20 protein-coding genes and 1 riboswitch are annotated in these 20,729 nt (G+C 57.6%); of the genes, 19 read left to right on the forward strand and 1 reads right to left on the reverse strand.

Going from position 1 to position 20,729, the window contains the following annotated elements; all coding sequences use genetic code 11:
• The first annotated feature begins 17 nt into the window (after positions 1 to 17).
• The 14 genes from ACFPPD_RS16980 (at position 18) to ACFPPD_RS17045 (ending at position 12,291) form a co-directional block, all read left to right on the forward strand.
• Positions 18 to 791, forward strand: coding sequence for a TatD family hydrolase (locus ACFPPD_RS16980; RefSeq protein WP_209750000.1), 774 nt, complete (start codon positions 18 to 20; stop codon positions 789 to 791).
• A gap of 178 nt (positions 792 to 969) precedes the next feature.
• Positions 970 to 1,188: riboswitch (cyclic di-AMP (ydaO/yuaA leader) on the forward strand.
• A gap of 370 nt (positions 1,189 to 1,558) precedes the next feature.
• Positions 1,559 to 2,716, forward strand: a complete 1,158-nt coding sequence (locus ACFPPD_RS16985; protein WP_209749999.1) for a ubiquitin-like domain-containing protein — start codon at positions 1,559 to 1,561, stop codon at positions 2,714 to 2,716.
• A 147-nt stretch (positions 2,717 to 2,863) separates the two neighbouring features.
• Positions 2,864 to 3,430 (forward strand): ribonuclease M5, encoded by a 567-nt coding sequence (rnmV, locus tag ACFPPD_RS16990; protein ID WP_209749998.1) that lies wholly within the window; start codon positions 2,864 to 2,866, stop codon positions 3,428 to 3,430.
• Positions 3,431 to 3,436: 6 nt separating this feature from the next.
• A complete protein-coding gene (gene rsmA / locus ACFPPD_RS16995) occupies positions 3,437 to 4,357 on the forward strand; it encodes a 16S rRNA (adenine(1518)-N(6)/adenine(1519)-N(6))-dimethyltransferase RsmA (RefSeq protein WP_378082692.1) in 921 nt (306 codons plus the stop codon).
• A 94-nt stretch (positions 4,358 to 4,451) separates the two neighbouring features.
• The gene (gene yabG / locus ACFPPD_RS17000; protein ID WP_209749997.1) at positions 4,452 to 5,330 is read left to right on the forward strand and encodes a sporulation peptidase YabG; all 879 of its coding nucleotides are present in this window, start codon (positions 4,452 to 4,454) and stop codon (positions 5,328 to 5,330) included.
• 149 nt (positions 5,331 to 5,479) lie between these two features.
• Entirely contained in the window at positions 5,480 to 5,755 is a 276-nt protein-coding gene (gene veg / locus ACFPPD_RS17005; RefSeq protein WP_209749996.1) for a biofilm formation stimulator Veg, read from the forward strand.
• Between the two features lie 139 nt (positions 5,756 to 5,894).
• Positions 5,895 to 6,077, forward strand: a complete 183-nt coding sequence (locus ACFPPD_RS17010) for a small, acid-soluble spore protein, alpha/beta type (RefSeq protein WP_209749995.1) — start codon at positions 5,895 to 5,897, stop codon at positions 6,075 to 6,077.
• A 196-nt stretch (positions 6,078 to 6,273) separates the two neighbouring features.
• Entirely contained in the window at positions 6,274 to 7,131 is an 858-nt protein-coding gene (gene ispE / locus ACFPPD_RS17015) for a 4-(cytidine 5'-diphospho)-2-C-methyl-D-erythritol kinase (RefSeq protein ID WP_209749994.1), read from the forward strand.
• A gap of 91 nt (positions 7,132 to 7,222) precedes the next feature.
• The gene (gene purR, locus ACFPPD_RS17020) at positions 7,223 to 8,044 is read left to right on the forward strand and encodes a pur operon repressor (RefSeq protein WP_209749993.1); all 822 of its coding nucleotides are present in this window, start codon (positions 7,223 to 7,225) and stop codon (positions 8,042 to 8,044) included.
• 229 nt (positions 8,045 to 8,273) lie between these two features.
• Positions 8,274 to 8,678 (forward strand): RidA family protein, encoded by a 405-nt coding sequence (locus tag ACFPPD_RS17025; RefSeq protein WP_209749992.1) that lies wholly within the window; start codon positions 8,274 to 8,276, stop codon positions 8,676 to 8,678.
• 110 nt (positions 8,679 to 8,788) lie between these two features.
• Positions 8,789 to 9,073, forward strand: coding sequence for a septation regulator SpoVG (spoVG, locus tag ACFPPD_RS17030; RefSeq protein WP_115995948.1), 285 nt, complete (start codon positions 8,789 to 8,791; stop codon positions 9,071 to 9,073).
• A 115-nt stretch (positions 9,074 to 9,188) separates the two neighbouring features.
• The gene (gene glmU / locus ACFPPD_RS17035; RefSeq protein ID WP_209749991.1) at positions 9,189 to 10,589 is read left to right on the forward strand and encodes a bifunctional UDP-N-acetylglucosamine diphosphorylase/glucosamine-1-phosphate N-acetyltransferase GlmU; all 1,401 of its coding nucleotides are present in this window, start codon (positions 9,189 to 9,191) and stop codon (positions 10,587 to 10,589) included.
• Positions 10,590 to 10,606: 17 nt separating this feature from the next.
• On the forward strand, positions 10,607 to 11,563 hold the full coding sequence (locus ACFPPD_RS17040; protein ID WP_209749990.1) for a ribose-phosphate diphosphokinase: 957 nt from the start codon (positions 10,607 to 10,609) through the stop codon (positions 11,561 to 11,563).
• An 83-nt stretch (positions 11,564 to 11,646) separates the two neighbouring features.
• On the forward strand, positions 11,647 to 12,291 hold the full coding sequence (locus ACFPPD_RS17045) for a 50S ribosomal protein L25 (RefSeq protein ID WP_209749989.1): 645 nt from the start codon (positions 11,647 to 11,649) through the stop codon (positions 12,289 to 12,291).
• A gap of 59 nt (positions 12,292 to 12,350) precedes the next feature.
• On the opposite strand, the gene ACFPPD_RS17050 is transcribed toward ACFPPD_RS17045, so the two are convergent.
• On the reverse strand, positions 12,351 to 12,545 hold the full coding sequence (locus ACFPPD_RS17050; protein ID WP_209750014.1) for a hypothetical protein: 195 nt from the start codon (positions 12,543 to 12,545) through the stop codon (positions 12,351 to 12,353).
• A 173-nt stretch (positions 12,546 to 12,718) separates the two neighbouring features.
• On the opposite strand from ACFPPD_RS17050, the gene pth reads away from it, so the two are divergent.
• The 5 genes from pth (at position 12,719) to urtA (ending at position 20,612) form a co-directional block, all read left to right on the forward strand.
• A complete protein-coding gene (pth, locus tag ACFPPD_RS17055) occupies positions 12,719 to 13,285 on the forward strand; it encodes an aminoacyl-tRNA hydrolase (RefSeq protein ID WP_209749988.1) in 567 nt (188 codons plus the stop codon).
• A gap of 87 nt (positions 13,286 to 13,372) precedes the next feature.
• Entirely contained in the window at positions 13,373 to 13,603 is a 231-nt protein-coding gene (locus ACFPPD_RS17060; RefSeq protein ID WP_209749987.1) for an anti-sigma-F factor Fin, read from the forward strand.
• Between the two features lie 224 nt (positions 13,604 to 13,827).
• Positions 13,828 to 17,349 (forward strand): transcription-repair coupling factor, encoded by a 3,522-nt coding sequence (gene mfd, locus ACFPPD_RS17065; RefSeq protein WP_209749986.1) that lies wholly within the window; start codon positions 13,828 to 13,830, stop codon positions 17,347 to 17,349.
• Positions 17,336 to 18,439 (forward strand): peptidylprolyl isomerase, encoded by a 1,104-nt coding sequence (locus ACFPPD_RS17070; RefSeq protein WP_209749985.1) that lies wholly within the window; start codon positions 17,336 to 17,338, stop codon positions 18,437 to 18,439. The genes mfd and ACFPPD_RS17070 overlap by 14 nt, the downstream gene beginning before the upstream one ends.
• 892 nt (positions 18,440 to 19,331) lie before the next feature.
• Entirely contained in the window at positions 19,332 to 20,612 is a 1,281-nt protein-coding gene (gene urtA, locus ACFPPD_RS17075) for an urea ABC transporter substrate-binding protein (RefSeq protein ID WP_209749984.1), read from the forward strand.
• Positions 20,613 to 20,729: the final 117 nt, after the last annotated feature.

Genomic DNA, 20,729 nt, shown 5'->3' on the forward strand with positions numbered 1-20,729 from the left:
GGAGACAACTTCCGACAATGCTTATCGACACGCACGCGCACCTTGATTCTTCCAAGTTCGACAACGATCGCGAAGACGTCATTTCCCGCGCGCGGGAAGCCGGCGTGGATACGATCGTCAATATCGGCTTTAACCGGGAGACGATTCCGACGACGATGGCCCTCGCGGAAAAATACCCGTTCATCTACGCCGTCGTCGGCTGGCACCCGACCGATGCGATCGACATGAGGCTGGAAGAGGACCTGGCGTGGATCGAAAGGCTGTGCAGCCATCCGAAAGTCGTCGCCATCGGAGAGATCGGGCTCGACTATTATTGGGACACGTCCCCGAAGGATTTGCAGCAGGTCGTGTTCCGCGAACAGATCCGGCTCGCCCGCCGGCTCAAGAAGCCGATCGTCATCCATAACCGGGACGCTCACGAAGACGTCGTCAGATTGCTCAAGGAAGAGAAAGCGGAAGAAGTGGGCGGCATCATGCATTGCTTCTCCGGAAGCTGGGAGACGGCCAAGTCGTGCCTGGACATGAACTTCCATATTTCGTTCGGAGGACCCATAACTTACAAGAATGCCAGGGTGCCCAAAGAGGTGCTCGAAAGGGTTCCGATCGACCGATTGCTCATCGAAACGGACGCCCCGTATTTGACTCCTCACCCTCACCGGGGGAAGAGAAACGAGTCGGCTTACGTTCGTCTCGTCGCGGAGGCCGCGGCGGAAATCAAAGGAATTTCTTTGGAAGAATTAGGTAAAATAACGAGCGAAAACGCGAAGCGCCGATTCGGCCTCACGAGATAAACGGAATATTCGGGAGAAAAACGGAACGATTCTAAGAAAAAACTAGCTTTTTCCGCTCATTCCAACGGAGAACCGCCCGATTTTCCATGAAAATAGGGAAATTCGTCCGATGCACCTTCTTTACACCTATGTTCGATAGAGGTTATGATCGTAGGCAGAAGTTTGAATATGACATTCCTTTTCCAGTGCGCTTAATCTCCCGAAAGGGAGAACGGGGGACCCAACGCGGCGGCGAGCAAGCAATACGTCCAAGGCGGTCCGAGCAATCTTGGGGTGAATATCGCAAGCGGCATGAACGCGCCTCTATCCGAGCTACGCGTCTTGACCGGGAGCGATTAGGGCGACTCTCTTTGCCCGAATCCGACAGCTAACCCCGTAAGCGTTATAGAGAGAGGTCAACTCGTGCCGCGATAACATCCTATCATTCCAACTGCGGAAGCCACGAACAGATCCTCTGTCTCGATGGCTTTTTGTGTTGCGAGCATAACCTTTCCCATACGCCAACGGGTATGAGAGAGGTTATGCGGAGGCCTTTCGGAAGCAAGAGAGAGATGAAAACTCTCGCTTACGAATGGTTCCCCAAAAGGGGTATCCGGCTTGTACGAACGGTACAGGCATGCACGACTGGACAAGGCGGCGCGAATTTCGAGAGCCCATGAAACCGATCGAGGGCGAGCTTCGAAGCGTCGTTAACATTATGGATTAGTCGCGTCTGACAAGTATCATGCATCACAGTCGACGGCGGGGCTATGAGGAGGAACGAGAAAATGGGCAGTATTCCCGTAGCGGATACCCATGATCCACGACCGACCGGCAAGCTTATCGCACTGCGATGGAAGCATGAGCATTTGCGCGTAGCCATTTTGGGCGCAATTCTCGTTTTTGCCATCACGATGACGTTCATGTCGCTCTTGCAAAAGGCGGCCACGAAGAACGTCACGATTATCGATAACGGAGTCGCCTCCGTTATTGCCACCCAGACCAACAACGTCGAAGAGCTGTTCGCGGAACGTAACATCCGCGTCGGACCTTTCGACAGCATGTCGGGGCAACTGACCGACAAGTTGGACGAAGGAACCCGGATCGTCATCGATCGGGCGGTAAGCATAACGGTTAAGGCGGACGGCAAGGAGCAAGTGGCCCATACGACCGCCGACACGGTCGGCGCGGCCATCGGCTCGCTGAATCTCGGTCTCGCGGGGGACGATCGCGTCTCTCCGGCGGCCGGCACGGCGCTCGCCGACGGAATGACCGTATCGGTCGTTCGGGTACGCAAGGAAGTGACCGAAACGAAGCTTCCGATCGCGTTCAAAGTCGTGGAACAGAAGAACGCCGATCTGGAGACCGGCAAGACCAAGGTCATTACTCAAGGCAAAGCGGGCGTCGTCGTCTACAAGACGGAACGCGTCTACGAAGACGGCAAGCTCGTCAGCCAGGAAATGATCGAGAAAACCGTCGCGCAACCGGCCGTACAGAAAGTCGTCGCGGTCGGCACGAAGAAGAAAGCGGAAGTGGCAACGGCCTCTTATACGGGAACGCCGAGCGCCGCCGAAGCCCAATTCGTCAGCTTGAACGGCAAGAAAGTCAAAGTCCGCCGTCTGCTGACGAACGTGACGTTGACCGCGTACTCCGCCGGCTTCGCGTCGACGGGCAAGACGAAAGGCGACTCCGACTACGGCGTCACCTCGTCGGGAGCGATCGTCAAGGAAGGGCGCACGATCGCGGTCGACCCGCGCGTCATTCCGATCGGCTGGTGGGTGTACATCGAGGGCATCGGATTCCGAAGAGCCGAAGATACCGGCGGCGCGGTCAAGGGCAAGAAGATCGACGTCTACTACGACAGCGAATCCCATGCCAACAAGTTCGGCACGAAACGCGGATTCAAGGTGTACGTCATCGGCCCGGTCAAACCGTCCGCGGATTGATCGGCGCAATAATGCGAGTCCAAGAATCGGGGAGAAGCCCATGCGGCTTCTTCCCGATTCTTTTGCCGTAGGGTATAGACTTGATGTATCGGTCAAGTTCATATACGCTTGTAACCATAAAAGAAGCGGCAAAGGCGGTATCGGAAGTTGAATATCCAGGAAATCATCGTCGTCGAGGGCAAAGACGATACGACGGCGGTGCAACGGGCGGTCGGCGCGGACACGATCGAGACGGGCGGTTCCGCGGTCGGCGAGGACGTCCTTCGGCGAATCGAGTTGGCGCAAGCCCGCAGGGGAGTCATCGTGCTGACCGATCCCGATTCGCCGGGCGAGCGCATACGCAAGCTCGTGTCGGAGCGGGTGCCCGGCTGCAAGCACGCGTTCCTGACGAAGGACGAAGCGAGAGGCCGCCGGGGCATCGGCGTGGAGCACGCGACGGACGAAGCGATCCGCAGGGCGCTCGAGCGCGTCAGGAGCCCGGAAGAGCCTTCCGGCGGCGAACCCGCCGCGGAAGAAGGGCTGGAATGGAGCGATCTGCTCGATGCGGGGCTCATCGTTCACGCGTCGTCGGCCAGCCGCAGGGGGCGGATGGGCGAGCTGCTCGGCATCGGTTACGCGAACGGCAAACAATTCTATAAGAGATGCCGCATGTTCCGGATTACGCGGACGGAGTTTCTGGCCGCGCTCGAACAGGTAGAGCGGGAAGGGCGATAGAGGAGCATGAAGGAAACGAAAGAGAAAAGCGCGATGGACAAGGCCGCGATGGAGAAGGCGATCGCGACGTCGGGGCGCACGCGGGACATTATTCGCAAGCACGGCTTCACGTTCAAGAAGAGTCTCGGACAGAACTTCCTGATCAACGCTCGCGTGTTGGACCAAATCATCGAAGCGGCGGACCTGGACGAGACGAAGGGCGCGCTGGAAGTCGGTCCAGGTATCGGTTCGCTGACGGAGAGGCTTGCCAAGGCGGCGGGCAAAGTGACGGCCGTCGAGATCGACCGGCGACTTATTCCTATTCTGCAAGACGTCTTGGACCCTTATGACAACGTCAGCGTCGTTCACGGGGACGTGCTGAAGACGGATCTTCGGGCGCTGTGGGAAGAGCGGTTCGCGGGCTTGGCCGGCGTCAGCGTCGTCGCCAACTTGCCGTATTACGTCACGACCCCGATCATCATGAAGCTGCTGGAGGACCGTCTGCCCCTGGACAACATCGTCGTCATGGTGCAGAAGGAAGTGGCGGTCCGGATGGCGGCGAAGCCGGGGGGCAAAGACTACGGCAGCTTGACCGTCGCGGTCCAGTATTACTGCGAGCCGGAACTCGTCTGCATCGTGCCGGGCAGCTCCTTCATTCCGGCGCCGAACGTCGAATCCGCCGTCATCCGGCTGAAGAGGCGCCGGGCGCCCGCCGTCGACGTGCGGGATGAGGATCGGTTCTTCCGCGTCGTGCAGGCGTCGTTCGCGCAGCGCCGCAAGACGCTAGCGAACAACTTGACGGCGTTCTCCGGCAAGGAGCGCAAGGGAGAGCTAGCCGAGCTGCTTACGGCATGCGGCGTGCAGCCCGAGCGACGCGCCGAGACGCTGAGCCTGCAGGAATTCGCGGCCGTGTACGAGGCGTTGGAGAAAGCCGGTATGTCGGACTGAAAAATTGCGGTCGCAATCGCCCCGATTCGGATTGCGCCCGGACGCGCACAGGCGGGCGCCCGTTTCCATAGGATAGACGAAGAGGTGATTGCCCATGAAGCAGGGGGATCTAGTCGTTCGCAAATCCTATGGCGGGGACGTCTTGTTCCGGGTCGCGGCGTTCGCCGCCGAGCAGGCCGTCCTTAGAGGGATGGATTATCGCTTGCTAGCCGACGCTCCCGTGAATGATCTTCAAACGGTACGGAATCCGGACGAGCTCGGCGGGACGCGCCAGGCGCGCATCCAAGCGAACGAGTCCTTGCGTAGAATGAGCGAGGAGCGCAACCGGCAGACGGGCAGGGCGGGGTTCACGACGGCGCTGGACGACCGTCGGCAGCCGTTCTTCGAGTTACCGGGCAAGGTGCTCCACTTGGACGGGGACGCCAACTACTTGAAAAAGAGCATGCAGGTCTACGGCCAGCTTCGCGTTCCCGCGGAGGGCATGCATTGCCACGAGTCGCAAATGCCGCAGATGCTGCAGCGGATGCTGCATCAGTTCCACCCCGACATCGTCGTCATCACCGGCCACGACGGCGTGCTGAAGCAACGGGAGGATCTCCAGCAGCTCAGCAGCTATAAGAACTCCCTGAACTTCGTGCAGGCGGTTCAAGTGGCCAGGGATTACGAACGGAACCGGGATTCGCTCGTCGTCGTGGCAGGCGCCTGCCAATCCCACTTCGAGGCGCTGCTGCATGCCGGAGCGAACTTCGCTAGCTCGCCGGGCAGAATCATGATCCACGCGCTCGATCCGGTCTACGTGGCCGTCAGGGCGGCGTTCACGCCATTCCGGGACACGGTAAACATCGCCGACGTCATCGCCCATACGATCAGCGGTAGGCAAGGCATGGGCGGCATCGAAACGATGGGGCGTTACCGGATCGGAGTACCGAATTTGAAAACGCAAGCAAGCGAGCAAAATGTGAACATTGTGTGACGAAAATTAAGCTTGTTTCCGAAAAACCTTATATCTTCAAGGAAAATGACCGTTGACACGAAATCGGCATCGTTGATATAATATTCTCTTCATTTGACACCTCCCCTGTTTTTAGATATAATTTACAGGGAAAGAGGTGGTAGTGGATCATGGCTAAAAATGCGCTTCTAGAGATCAAGCGAAGCCTGGAGCCGCACGTCGGTTCCAAAATCATGCTCCGCGCCAACGGTGGCCGTCGCAAGACCATCGAACGCACGGGCGTGTTGGAAGAAATCTACCCATCGGTTTTCATCGTCAAGCTGGACGAGGAACAGCACGCTTTCAAGCGGGTATCCTACAGCTACGCCGATATTTTGACCGAATCCGTGGAAGTCATGCTTTGCAATGACGAGGGTCAGGTTCGAATCAATTATTTATCGCACTGACACGGTTTAATGTACGGGCAGCCGGCGCGCCAATCGGGCGCGGGGCTGCCCGTTTTGCATGCTCGGCGCTCGCCGGGGCATCCTATGCGGTAGGCGCCGCGCGTCGGCGCCAACTTGCGCGCCAGGAGGCGAACGGTCGATGAGCCGAAGAAGAAGCGTCATGTCCGAACAGCTGAAGACGGAGTTGGCCAAGGATCTGGGGTTCTACGGCAAAGTGCAGCAAGAGGGCTGGGGCGGCATTACGACGAAGGATGCGGGCAACATGGTGAAGCGGGCGATCCAGATGGCCGAGCAGGCGGCGGCTCGCTCGCAGCAACCGTAACGGTCGCGACCGGCTTAGCGCGAAGAGGGCGACATCCCGCGGGACGGGATTCGACCTCTTTTTTCGCATTTCGGACCTCTCTTTGTTATAATATGTAAAGGTTTTTTCAGCCTTGTAACGCGGCGTTATCGGACAAGACCGGCTCGGTCCCACATCAGCCCAATCGGTTTTTTTACATAGGAAGCGGTGACTGGAAATGACGAAGATCTACGAGAAAGCCCCGGCCAAGATCAACCTGCTGCTGGACGTGCTACGGAAGCGGGAGGACGGGTTCCACGAAGTCGAAATGATCATGACGATGGTCGACGTGGCCGACCGTCTGGAGATGGAGGAGCTTCCGCGCGACCAAATTCTGCTCACGAGCCAAGTCGGATTCATTCCGCTGGACGAGAAGAATCTGGCGTTCCAAGCGGCGAAGCTGCTCAAGGAACGTTACGGGGTTAAACGCGGCGTCTATATCCATCTCGATAAACAAATTCCGGTCGCGGCGGGTCTCGCCGGCGGCAGCAGCGACGCGGCGGCCGCGCTGCGCGGATTGAACCGGCTATGGGATCTGCAATTGTCGATATCCGAGCTGGAAGCGCTCGGAGCGGAGCTCGGCTCCGACGTGCCGTTCTGCATTCGCGGCGGCACGGCATTGGCGACCGGCCGGGGGGAGCGCCTCGAAAGCTTGCAACCGCCGCCGCAGTGCTGGGTCATCCTCGCGAAACCGCCGATCAACGTATCGACGGCCGACGTGTACGGCAAGTTCCGCGTCAACGATTTGAAATCCCATCCGTCGATCCCGGACATGCTGAGCGCGATCTCGCGCCAATCGTTCCCGGACATGTGCGCCGCTCTCGGCAACGTGCTGGAGTCGGTGACGCTTCACCGGTATCCGGAAGTGAGGCAGATCAAGGATTGCATGATGAAAGCGGGCGCGGACGGCGTGCTCATGTCGGGCAGCGGACCGACCGTATTCGGGCTCGTCTCCAAGGAAATCAAGGTCGCGCGCGTCTATAACGCCTTGAGAGGTTTCTGCAAAGAAGTATTCGTGGCAAGAATGCTAACGTAATGGCGGCATTTGTTTGGTTTTTGTTGAAGAAAACCGTATAAAAATGTTATGATGCTGTTACAATATTCGGATTTGGACGGGGGAGGAGCACGTGAAAAAATTGAAACGCAGCGCCAGGCTCGTTGAAATGACGCAATACCTGTTGGCCCGTCCTCATACGTTAATTTCCCTTACAGCATTCGCGGAGCGCTACCAGTCGGCGAAATCTTCGATCAGCGAGGATTTGGCGATCATCAAGGAAGTGTTCGAGGACGAAGGCATCGGCGAATTAAACACGCTTGCGGGCGCGGCCGGCGGCGTACGGTTCGTGCCGAAGTGCCGCAAGGATTTGGCGATGGAGAAAATGGTGACGATCTGCCGGGAGCTCGAACAGCCCGATCGGCTGCTGCCCGGCGGATATTTGTATATGACGGATTTGCTCGGCCAGCCCGCGCTCATGCAGGAGGTCGGCCGGATGTTCGCGTCCGCTTTCGCCGACCGGAACATCGACGTGATCATGACGGTGGAGACGAAGGGCATTCCCCTCGCGCACGCCACCGCCCAATACTTGAACTTGCCCGTCGTGATCGTCCGCCGGGACCACAAGGTGACGGAAGGCTCCGCGGTAAGCATTAATTACGTGTCCGGTTCGACGAAGCGCATTCAGACGATGTCGCTTGCCCGCCGCGCGCTCAAGGAAGAATCGCGCGTGCTCATCATCGACGACTTCATGAAAGCCGGCGGAACGATTCAAGGAATGGTCGATCTGCTTCACGAATTCCGCGCCGTCGTCGCCGGAGTCGGCGTCTTCGTCGAGTCGGGCGAAGTCGAGAACGAAGAGCGGCTGCTGCACGATTACGTGTCGCTCGCGCGCTTGACCGAAGTGGATCTGAAGACGAGACATATTACCGTGCAACCCGGTAACTTTTTCTGATAGGAAATTCAAAAAGTTCAATGATGATCACGTAGTGAATCAGGAAGCTTACTCGACATCGAATCTTGAATGCTGCACGGGACTTCCGGTTCTCACGTAGGTTTGCCTACGCTCCGATCCTCATTCCCTAGCTTCTTTCAACCTTCTCGGTGCTGATCATCGAACTTTTTGAACTTGAATTGGAAATTAGAACATTTCGAACTAACCTAAATACGGGAGGACACAAGAAATGACGTCCAAGCTGAAGATCGTATCCACGCCGGAAGCGCCTGCCGCTATCGGTCCTTACGCGCAAGCGGTGCTCGTCGGCAACATGCTGTACACCTCGGGGCAAATTCCGCTCACGTCCGCCGGCGAGCTCGTCGTCGGCACGATCCAGGAGCAAACCCATCAGGTGCTGACGAACTTGAAAGCGGTGTTGGCGGCGGAAGGCGCCGACCTGCGAGACGTCGTGAAGACGACGGTGTTCTTAAAGGATATGAACCAGTTCGCGGACTTCAATTCGGTGTACGCGGCGTACTTCGGAAACCACACGCCAGCCCGCTCCACAGTAGAGGTGGCAAGGCTTCCGAAGGATGTTCTTGTCGAAATAGAATTGATTGCGGCGATATCTGTCGAAACTGTCAAGAATTAAAAAAATTATTTGAATTTTAACAATGCTTTTACCATATTTAAGAAGGAATTAGCACTGCCATGTGGAATATTACACCAAGTCTTTCTGAGGGACAAAGGTGGTGAACACAGGTGCAGATTACAGACGTGAGACTCCGCCGCGTCAATTCGGAGGGGCGTATGAAGGCGATTGCTTCCATCACGATAGACAACGAATTCGTCGTACACGACATTCGGGTCATCGATGGAAACAATGGTATGTTCGTCGCTATGCCGAGCAAACGGACTCCGGATGGAGAATTTCGGGATATCGCTCATCCGATTTCTTCGGGAACGCGCGAGAAGATTCAAGCCGCCGTATTGGCAGAATATGAGCGGGCGGCGCAAGAAGAAGAGGTTATGGTCGAAGGGGCATAATAATGTACAATCGAGAAGAGAGCCTGGACAGGCTCTCTTTTCATTTCCATAAGAATAAGCTATGATTCTGGAGAAGCGGGGGAAGAAAGCATACCGGAAGGGGTATATACATCCGATGAAGAAGTTGGCGATCGTGCTTGCCGCGGGACAGGGCAAGCGCATGAAATCGAAGCTATATAAAGTGTTGCATCCCGTATGCGGCAAACCGATGGTCGAGCACGTGCTGGACGCGGTGAGGGGCGCGGATATCCGGCGCTCCGTCGTCATCGTCGGCCACGGCGCGGAAGCGGTGAAGGAAGCGATCGGCGGCGAAGCGGTCGAGTTCGCGCTCCAGGCGGAGCAGCTCGGGACGGGCCACGCGGTCATGCAGGCGAAGGCGCTCATCGGCGACGAAGACGGCATAACCGTCGTCATCTGCGGCGACACGCCACTCGTCAGGACGGAGACGATCGAAGCGATGCTGGCCGTGCACGGGTCGCAAGGGGCGGCGGCGACGATACTGACCGCCGAGCTCGACAATCCGGCCGGCTACGGCCGAATCGTACGCGGCGCGGACGCAGGCGTGCTTAAGATCGTCGAGCACAAGGATTGTTCCACCGAGGAAGCGGCTATCCGCGAGATCAATACGGGAACGTATTGCTTCGATAACCGGAAGCTGTTCGACGCGCTCGCACGGGTGACGAACTCGAACGCGCAAGGCGAATACTACTTGACCGACGTTATCGGCATCTTGAAGGGCGAAGGCGAGAAAATCGTCGCGCACATCGTGGAGGACCCGGCGGAATCGATCGGCGTGAACGACCGTATCGCCCTCGGCGAAGCGGAACGGCTCATGCGCCTGCGGATTAACGCGGGACACCAGGTGAACGGCGTGACTTTCATCGACGCGGCGAATACGTATATTGAAGCGGAAGTAAAGATCGGCTCGGATACGGTCGTCTATCCGGGCGCGGTGCTTAAGGGGCGGACCGAGATCGGCGCGGACTGCTGGATCGGACCCCAGACGGAATTGACCGATACGATCGTCGGGAACGGCGTAACGATCCGCCAATCGGTCGCCGAAGGAGCCGTCATAGGCGACGAAAGCACGGTCGGTCCGTTCGCTTATTTGCGCCCGGGCACGAAGCTCGGCCAGCATGTGAAGGTCGGCGATTTCGTAGAGATTAAGAATTCGGCAATCGGAGATCATAGCAAAGTGCCGCATCTTAGCTACGTCGGCGACGCGGTCGTCGGCTCCAAGGTCAACATCGGCTGCGGGGCGATTACCGCCAATTACGACGGGCATAATAAATCGAAGACGGTCATCGGAGACAACGCGTTCATCGGAAGCAATTCCAACCTGATCGCGCCGGTCAAGATCGGGGACGGCGCTTACGTCGTCGCCGGCTCTACCATTACGCACGACGTTCCGGACAACGATCTGGCGATCGCCCGCGAGCGACAAGTCAACAAACCGGGCTACGCGGATAAATTCCGGGCTCGCGCGCGCGCCAAGAAGGAAAGAGAAACCGAATAAACAAAGGCGGTTATGCGATGGCCTATTCGGATCCAACGTTAAAGCTATTCTCGTGCAGCTCCAACCCCGCGCTCGCGCAAGCGATCGCCGGGCATATCGGCGTCGAGCTCGGCAACGTGGCCATGAAAAGGTTCAGCGACGGCGAGATACACGTTCAGCTCGACGAAAGCGTGCGGGGAGACGACGTGTACGTCATCCAGTCGACGAGCGCGCCGGTCAACGACCACTTGATCGAGCTGCTCGTCATGGTCGACGCGCTAAAGCGGGCTTCCGCGGCGACGATCAACGTCGTCATGCCCTACTACGGTTATGCGCGCCAGGATCGGAAAGCGAGATCCCGCGATCCGATTACGGCGAAGTTGGTAGCGAATCTGATCGAGACGGCGGGAGCGCACCGGGTCATCGCGATGGATCTGCACGCGATGCAGATTCAGGGCTTCTTCGACATCCCGGTCGACCATCTGCTCGGCGTGCCGATATTGGGCGATTATTTTCACGAGAAGAACCTGCCTTCCCCGGTCGTCGTCTCCCCGGATCACGGAGGCGTCGTTCGGGCGAGAAGATTGGCGGATACGTTGCAGGCGCCGCTTGCGATCATCGACAAGCGGCGGCCGGAACCCGGCGTCGTCGAAGTCATGAATATCATCGGCGACGTCTCGGGCAGAACGGCGATCTTGATCGACGACATCATAGATACGGCGGGCACGATCGCCCTCGCGGCGAACGCGCTCAAGCAGGCCGGGGCGCGCGATATTTACGCCTGCTGCACGCATCCCGTCTTGTCCGGCCCGGCCATCTCCCGGCTGGAAGAGTCGCCGATCGTCGAGATCGTCGTTACGGACACGATTCCGCTTAAGGATCCGAACTGCACGTCCAAGATGAAGGTTCTTTCCGTCGCGCCGCTCATCGCCGAAGCGATCGTGCGCATACACCAGAAGGAATCGATCAGCAAGCTGTTCGAGCCGCACGCTTGAAGGCGCTTGCCGCGAAGCCGCATGTTTAATCCCCTCCTCCCTAGGGCAAAACTAGGTCATGCTTATCCGAGGAGGTAGTGACGATGACCGCGACTTTGCAAGCGCAAGCAAGGGAAGCGACGACCAAGGGCGAATTGCGGCGCATTCGCGACGCGGGGAGAATACCCGGGGTCGTCTACGGTAAAGGACTGTCATCCCCGGCATCGATCGAGGTCGACGCCAAAGAACTGGCGAGCTTGTTAAGGGGCCATTCCCATGCGGTGTTGGAGATGGACGTGCCGGGATCCGGCGTACAGCCTGTCATGTTATCGGACCTGCAACGGGATCCGATCTCGCGGAAAGTGCTGCATATCGACTTCCATCGCATCGACATGAACGAGAAGATCTCGACGGTTGCCCGCGTGGACGTCTTCGGCGTCTCCCCGGGGGAGAAGGAAGGCGGCATGCTGCAGCTTATCCTGCACGAGGTGGAGATCGAGTGTTATCCGAAGGACATTCCGGAAGTCATCAAGATCGACGTCGGAAGCTTGGAATTAGGCGAGCATCTGACGGTCGCCGATCTGAAGCTCCCCGAAGAAGTCGAAGCGACGCAAGACCCGGATACGGTCGTCATCGCGGTGCTCGCGCCGCAGAAGGAGCGTTCGGAGGACGAGCTGGAAGCGATGGCGGATGAAGCGGAGGAAGACCGCAAGCATTCGGAAGCCGCGCAAGCGGTGGAGAAGGGTTGAACATACGGACAAAGGGCCGCGCTGCCACAGCGCGGCCCTTTGTCCGTATGCAAAGCTGTTTAATAACCCGGTCGGGAGACGAAGGTAAATTGCTTGCGGTTATAGAAAATATTGTTGACCTGAACGAATTCTTTGCCATAATATTCGATGAACCCGATGTCGCTGTGACGCCTGCCGCAATAAATTTGCACTGGCACTTCGGAACACATATGATCTAAGAAGTGATGATCCTCATAGATCATTTGGCCGTTCATGTACACGTCAATTCACCCCCCTTTCTCTGCAAGATGTCTGCGAATTGTACTTGTACTGATTAGGACACGGGATCGACGACAATCGTTGCACCTCTTTCGCTAAAATTTTCGGTTATTCGAAAAAGCCTGAAATCCAAACACTCTACGAGATATATTGAAGGATGTGGAAAGTTATGCGTTGGATCGTCGGACTGGGAAATCCCGGCGCCAATTATGCCCGTACCCGCCATAACGCGGGCTTCATGGTCATCGATGAATTAGCCCGCCGATGGGGCTCGGAGGTCGGCACGCAGAAATGCAAGGCGCTCGTCGGAGAAGCCCGCGTCGGCTCGGAGAAGGTCGCGTTGATCAAGCCGATGACTTATATGAACTTATCCGGGGAATCGCTCCGCGCGTTCATGGATTATTACAAGACGACCGTCGACGATCTGATTGTCGTATACGACGACCTCGACACCGAGACGGGCCGCATCCGGCTCCGCTATCAAGGCAGCCCGGGCGGACACAACGGCATCAAGTCGATCATTCAGCATCTCGGCACGCAGGCGTTCAACCGGGTGCGCGTCGGCATCTCGAGGCCGAAGCCCGGCATCGTCATCTCCGACTACGTCCTGTCTTCCTTCGCGAAGGCGGAGCAGGATCCGCTGCGGCAATCGATCGAAGAATCGTGCGACGCGATCGAATACGCGCTGCAGCATTCCTTCGAGCAGACGATGGCCAAGTTCAACGCCAAGGCGTAAGCCGGGGCATGAGCCGGTTCGTTTCGGGGAATACTGGAGAAAGAGGCGGCAACCGCCGCATATCCGAACTCCAGGAGGCATACATATATGGCTGTAAACTACGTATGCAGGCATTGCAGCATGGCCCTCGGGCGATTCGAGAGCTCCGAAGTCGCGGAATACCGGCTCGGTCTGCAATTCTTGACCCCCGAAGAACGAAAGCGTATAATAGCGTATAATTCCAACGGGGACGTGACCGTACGGGTCATTTGCGAATATTGCAGCCAAACCTTGGACGCCCATCCGGAGCTTGCTCTGTTGTCCAATCCGCTGCAATGATCGCCGGGTTACTCGTTCCAGCATCAATAAGGAGTCCTTGGCTTGTGCCGGGGCTTTTTTCTTGGTTATTCGGATTGGAAAAGTTTCCAAGCTTGAGGAACCGGTCATGCATAGACGACATTCCGCCGTCCGTCGGACGACGGCGTCCCGTCGTTGATGCGGCCCGGCTCCGCTAGATAAGATCTCTTAAGTGCGCAAGGCGTGTATCGGAGAGGGGAAATGCCATGAAGCCGCTCATTCAATCGCTGGTGACCGACCCGGACTTGGTCAGCGTTATCCAGGGGCTCAAAGGCGGTATGCGGGAACAGCTCGTCGCGGGCCTATCGGGTTCCGCGCGCCAAGCGGCGATTGCCGGACTATACCGGGAATTGCGAAGGCCTATTATTGTTATTACCCATAATATGTTTTCCGCCCAGAAGATGGCGGAGGATCTGCAGGAGTGTCTGACGCCCGAGGAAGTGCTGCTCTATCCCGCCAACGAGCTGATCGCCGCCGAGACGGCCATCTCCAGCCCGGAAACGTCCGCCCGCCGCTTGGAGGTCATCCTCAAGCTCGCGGAAGGCTTCCGCGGCGTTCTTGTCGTGCCGTTCGCGGGGGCTCGGAGGTTCCAGCCCGATCTGAAGACGATGGCGGAGGCGCACATCGACCTGAAGGTCGGAAACACGCTGCCGATGGAGCCGTTCCTCCGGAACATGATCGAGCTCGGCTACGAACGGGTGGACCGGGTCGAGCAGAAGGGGCACATCAGCGTCAGGGGCGGCATCGTCGATTTCTTCCCGCTAGCGTCCGCGATCGCTTACCGCGTCGAATGGTTCGACGACGAGCTCGATTCCATCCGGACGTTCGATCCGACGGACCAACGTTCGATCGACAAGATCGAGCAATACACCGTTCAGCCGAGCCGCGAATGGATCGCCGGCGAGCGCCGGTTCCAGAACGCGGCGCAGCATGCGCACGACCTGCTCGACAAGCAACTGGAGAAAATGACCGACCGGCAAGCGAAAGAGCGGTTGAGCTCCGAAATTTCCCGGGAAATCGAACTTTTGCGACAAAATGTGTACTTTTCCGAAATTTACAAATACATCTCCCTCCTGTATCCGGAACGCCAGACGCTGCTGGATTACGTCCCGAAGGATACGATCCTGCTCATGGACGAACCGAACAGGCTGGGCGAGACCGCGCGGCAGCTGGAACGCGACGAGTCGGAGTGGACGACCCATCTGCTCTCGCAAGGCAAATCGCTGCCCGGCTTCGTCCTTGCGGTGAACGCGGAGCAGGCGCTGTACCCGAAAGGTTTTCAAACCGTCTACCTGTCGCTTTTCGTCAGGCAGATTCCGCATACGCAGCCGCAGAACATCATTAACTTCGTTTGCCGCTCGATGCAGAACTTTCACGGGCAGATGAACGTACTTAAAGCAGAGATGGAACGCTGGCGCAAAAGCGGCGTTCGCATTCTCATGCTCGCCGGCAACGCCGAACGCGCCGATCGGATGCGGCGGGTGCTGGAAGACTACCATATCGATCAGCCGGAAATTTTGCAGGGCAACCTGCAGAGCGGCTTCGAGCTGCCTTCCATTAAGCTCGTCGTCATCACCGAAGGCGAGATGTTCACCCAGAAACAGCGGAAAGCGCGCCGCGTCGACCGCCACTTGGACAACGCGGAGCGGATCAAGAGCTACACCGAGCTGAAGGTCGGCGACTACGTCGTGCATCAGAACCACGGCGTCGGCAAGTATCTCGGCATCGGCACGCTCGAAGTCGGCGGCATTCACAAGGACTATCTTCATATCGTCTATGCGGGCGGAGATAGACTGTCCGTTCCGGTCGAGCAGTTCGACCTGATCCAGAAGTACGTCGGCAACGAGGACAAAGAGCCGAAGGTCGGCAAGCTGGGCGGCGCGGAGTGGAACCGGGTCAAGTCCAAGGTACGTTCTTCGGTCCAAGACATCGCGGACGACTTGATCAAGCTGTACGCCGAGCGCCAGGCGACGACCGGCTTCGGGTTCGGCGAGGATACGCCCTACCAGAAGGAATTCGAGGAAATGTTCCCGTACGAGGAGACGGCCGACCAGCTTCGGGCGATCCGGGAAATCAAGAAAGACATGCAAATCCCGCGGCCGATGGATCGGCTCCTCTGCGGAGACGTCGGCTACGGCAAGACGGAGGTCGCGATCCGCGCCGCGTTCAAGGCGGCGATCGAAGGGAAGCAAGTCGCCGTGCTCGTGCCGACGACGATTCTCGCGCAGCAGCATTACGAGACGTTCCGCGAGAGATTCTCCGGGTATCCGTTCAACATCAAGGTGCTGAGCCGGTTCCGATCCCGCAAGGAGCAGACGGAGACGATGAAAGGACTGAAGACCGGCACGGTCGACGTCGTCATCGGCACCCACCGGTTGCTGTCGCAAGACATCGTCTTCAAGGATCTCGGCATGCTGATCGTCGACGAGGAGCAGCGCTTCGGGGTCACGCACAAGGAGAAGCTGAAAAAAATCAAGACGAACGTGGACGTGCTGACGCTGACGGCGACGCCGATTCCGCGCACGCTCCATATGTCGATGCTCGGCGTGCGGGATCTGTCGGTCATCGAGACGCCGCCGGAGAACCGGTTCCCCGTTCAGACGTACGTCGTCGAATACAGCCCGACGCTCGTCCGCGAGGCGGTGGAGCGGGAATTGGCGCGGGACGGACAGGTCTACTATTTGTTCAACCGCGTGCAAGGAATCTATCAGATGGCGGAGCAGATCAGCGCTCTCGTGCCGGCCGCGCGCGTCGCGGTCGCCCATGGCCAGATGTCGGAGCAGGAGCTCGAGCGCACGATCCTCGATTTCCTGGACGGCGAATACGACGTGCTCGTCAGCACGAGCATCATCGAGACGGGCGTGGACATCCCGAACGTGAATACGTTGCTCGTCCACGACGCGGACAAGATGGGTCTCTCGCAGCTGTATCAGCTACGGGGGCGCGTCGGCCGTTCCAACCGGATCGCGTACGCGTACTTCACGTACCAGCGGGACAAGGTATTGACCGAAGTCGCGGAGAAACGGCTTCAATCGATCAAGGAATTCACCGAGCTCGGCTCCGGCTTCAAGATCGCGATGCGGGACTTGTCGATCCGAGGCGCGGGCAACTTGCTCGGCGCGGAGCAGCACGGCTTCATCGCGTCGGTCGGATTCGACCTGTATTCGCAGATGCTCGCCGAGGAGATCCAGAGCCGGAAGCTGGAGATGGGCGGCGCGGCGCTTCCGCCGCAGCCGGTCAACACGCAGCTCGACCTGGGCGTGGACGCTTATTTGCCTCCGGAATACATCTACGACAGCATCCAGAAGATCGAGATCTACAAGAAAGTGGCCGCGGCCGTTTCCTTGGAGGACGTGGAAGATCTGTTCGAGGAGCTGATCGACCGTTTCGGAGAACCGCCTAAGGCGGTATTGAACCTGATGGCCGTCGCTCGGCTGAAGGTGTTCGGGCGCAAGTTCGGCATCGAGTCGATCGTTCGCCGCGGGGACGAGATGACGATGAAGCTCGACGAGCGCCGGAGAACGGACGTCGACGCGGGCAAGGTGAAGGCATTGGAAGCGAAGTTCCAAGGCCGGGTCGTATCCGGAATCGGCGAGTCGCCGATGGTCGTACGCTTCAAGGTACGAGGGCTCGATGAGAACGCTTTATTAGCGCTTGTCGAAGATTTTCTGATACAATACAAAGAAGCGACAAAATCGAAGGGGGAACTACAGGATGTTGCACCATAAACGCATGTCGTATCGCCGGCTTGCTTTGTTAGCGCTGGCGTCGGTCATGCTCGTCGCGCTGATCGCGGGCTGCGGCAAGAAAGATAACAAGGCGACCGTAATCGCCACGTACACGGGCGGAGAAATTACGGACAAGGACTTCGATAAGTACGTCGCGTTCCAGATGCTCGTGAATCCGCAGAGCGCCATGTACATGTCGATCCCGCAGTTGAAAGAAAACTTCGTGAAGCAGTACGTCGTGACGAAGGTGCTGTCCAAAGAAATTCCCGACGACAAGAAAAAAGAAGCGAAAACGCAAGCCGACGATTTCAAGAAGCAGCTGGAAGAAGCGGTAAAATCGCAAGCGGAAGTGAAGAAGCACCTCGACGATAGCGACTTGTCGGTCAAAGAAGCCGCGGCCTTCTTCGAAGAGCTGGCTTCCTTCCAATCTTATTACGCAGCCAAAGGCGAAGAGATCAAGCCGACCGTCAAGGACGAGGAGATCAAAGCGGAATACGAGAAGGCTCCGACCGATTACAATATCGTTACCGTGCGCCACATTCTGATCGGCACGACGGATCCGAACACGGGCGCCGAGCTGAAGAAGGAAGACGAAGCGCTTAAGATCGCCAAAGACGTCAAAGCGCAGCTCGATGCGGGCGGCGACTGGACGGCGCTGGCGAAGGAATTCTCGACCGATACCGGTTCCAATCAAAATGGCGGCTTGTACGAGAAGCAACTGGCCAAAGGCTGGGTCGAAGAGTTCAAGAAAGCCGCGAACACGCAAGAAATCGGCAAAGTCGGCGATCCCGTCAAGTCGGAGTTCGGGTACCACGTCATGAAGGTCGAAAGCCGCGAAGAGGCTTCTTCCTACGACAAGCTGTCCGACACGGCGAAGGATTCGATCAAGACGGAGCTTGCGACGACGAAGGTCAACGAGTTCTTGACGAAGCAGCAAGAGACGTTGGCGATTAAAGTGACGCTGCCGGCCGAAGAAACGGCGACTCCGTCCGCTTCGCCGAGCGCAAGCGGTTCGGCGTCCCCGAGCGCTTCGCCTAGCGCGTCCGCGTCGCCTTCGGCATCGCCGAGCGCGAGCGGCGCTTCGAAATAAGGTTAGCAGAGCCAATAACGCGTTCCGAACGATCCATCGCCTCAGGCGGGTCGTTCGGGACGCGTTTTTTTGTTTGGCGGCGGGGCGGAGATTAAGGGCAGGGCGGCGCGTGCGTAGGGGTGGAGTGACTGGAATGGTGAATGAAGCGTCGTTGCTACTACGATGTTATTCATCGTTAGGAGCCGGTATTTGGTCGGGATGAGCGTTGCTGTGATGTTATTCATCGCAATGAGGGGGTGATGACGGCGGATTGGAGGGTACATCGATGCTGCTGCGATGTTTTTCATCATAAGGGACTTGGAGTTAGCGAGGAGGGACGCTGTTACGATGTTTTACATCGCATGAGGGTGCGGAAGGCAGTGACAAGTCGTGGCGAGTCCCCGTGTTTGCATCAACCTGCAAATGTGCAGGTATTTTCCCTCGATGTTCCCGCTTTGTGTGTGCAACCTGCATATGTGCAGGTTGTTTTTTGATTTTGGAGAGAAATGGTCGGAATCGGCCCAACAAACTGCACTTTCGCAGGTTGTTGAGGTTATCTGTCCTTATGGCGCCAATCAAACTGCACATTTGCATTTTGTTCGAAAGGCAGACGACGAGAGAGCAGTTACGCGCCGGAAAATCCCTAGCTATCCCAGGGTCCTATGTAACAAAAACACGAAATAGAACAACTAACCTGCCATCAAAGCGGATTTTTCTTTATTTTTTGTAATTATATCTAACATAATAATGACTTCATTATCAAATCCGCTTAATTATCAGAAAATTATGTTAGGTATATTGACATCAAATCTAACATAGCCATATAATGTAATTACGAACGGTTGGGCTGTGGAGAGAACCGAACGTTCGGAAATAGAGAGAAATACCATACTTAGGATTGGGGAGTGGAAGGATGAAGAAGGCAAGTTGGTTAAAGGGACTCGTTCTGGCAACGACGGCAAGCTTGGTATTGGCGGGATGCGGGGGCAACAACAATAATAACGCGGGGGAATCATCGGCTCCGGCATCGTCGGGAGCGGCATCGTCCGCGCCGGCATCGTCGCCGGCGGCAAGCGGAGAGTCGGTCAAAGTCGGCATTCTGCACTCCTTGAGCGGCACGATGTCGATCAGCGAAGTCACGGTCAAGAACTCCGAGCTCATGGCGATCAAAGAGATCAACGCCAAGGGCGGCGTTCTCGGCAAGCAGATCGAAGCGGTCGTCGAAGACGGCGCGTCCGACTGGCCGACTTTCGCGGAGAAAGCCCGCAAGCTTCTATCGGAAGATAAAGTCGCGACGGTATTCGGCGGATGGACGTCCTCGAGCCGTAAAGCGATGCTCCCGGTATTCGAAGAGTTGAACGGCTTGCTCTGGTACCCGGTTCAATACGAAGGCTTGGAATCTTCCCCTAACATTTTCTACACGGGTGCCACGACGAACCAACAGATTATCCCTTCCATCGACTTCCTTCTGGAGAAGGGCAAGAAGAAAGTATTCCTGCTCGGTTCCGACTACGTGTTCCCTCGTACGGCGAACAAGATCATCAAGGCGCAGCTCGCGGCCAAAGGCGGAGAGACGGTCGCCGAAGAATACACGCCGCTCGGTCACACGGACTATACGACGATCATCGCGAAGATCAAGGAAGCGAAGCCGGACGTCGTCTACAACACGCTTAACGGCGATAGCAACGTCGCTTTCTTCAAACAATTGAAGGATGCGGGCATTACCGCCGCGGACTTGCCGACCGTATCGGTCAGCGTCGCGGAGGAAGAAGTGAAAGGCATCGGCGCCGAATACTTGACCGGTCACTACGTCGCGTGGGACTACTACCAAACGACCGACACGCCGGAGAACAAAGCGTTCGTCGAGAACTTCAAGAAAGAATACGGCGCGGACAGCGTAACGAGCGATCCGATGGAAGCCGGCTACGTGGCCGTCTATCTGTGGGCCGCGGCTGTAGAAAAGGCCGGTTCGTTCGACGTGGATAAAGTCAAGGCGGCAGCCAAAGGCATCGAGTTCAACGCGCCGGAAGGCAAAGTTACGATCGACGGCGACAACCAGCACATCTACAAAACGGTTCGGATCGGAGAGGTTAAAGCGGACGGCCAGATCGTGGAGCTGTGGAATTCCGGCGGCCCGGTCAAACCGGACCCGTACCTCACAACCTACGATTGGGCGAAAGGCTTGAGCGAGTAAGACGGATCGGCATTCTATTCGCGGCAATAGACGGGGGAAGCGTTCGGCGGTAGCCGGGCCTTCCCCTCGCTTGTAAGCGGCGCGGCTTAGGCGTCCGAGCTAGGGCGCCGAAGGCAC

The sequence above is a fragment of the Cohnella suwonensis genome (assembly GCF_042655365.1).
GTDB lineage: Bacteria > Bacillota > Bacilli > Paenibacillales > Paenibacillaceae > Cohnella > Cohnella suwonensis.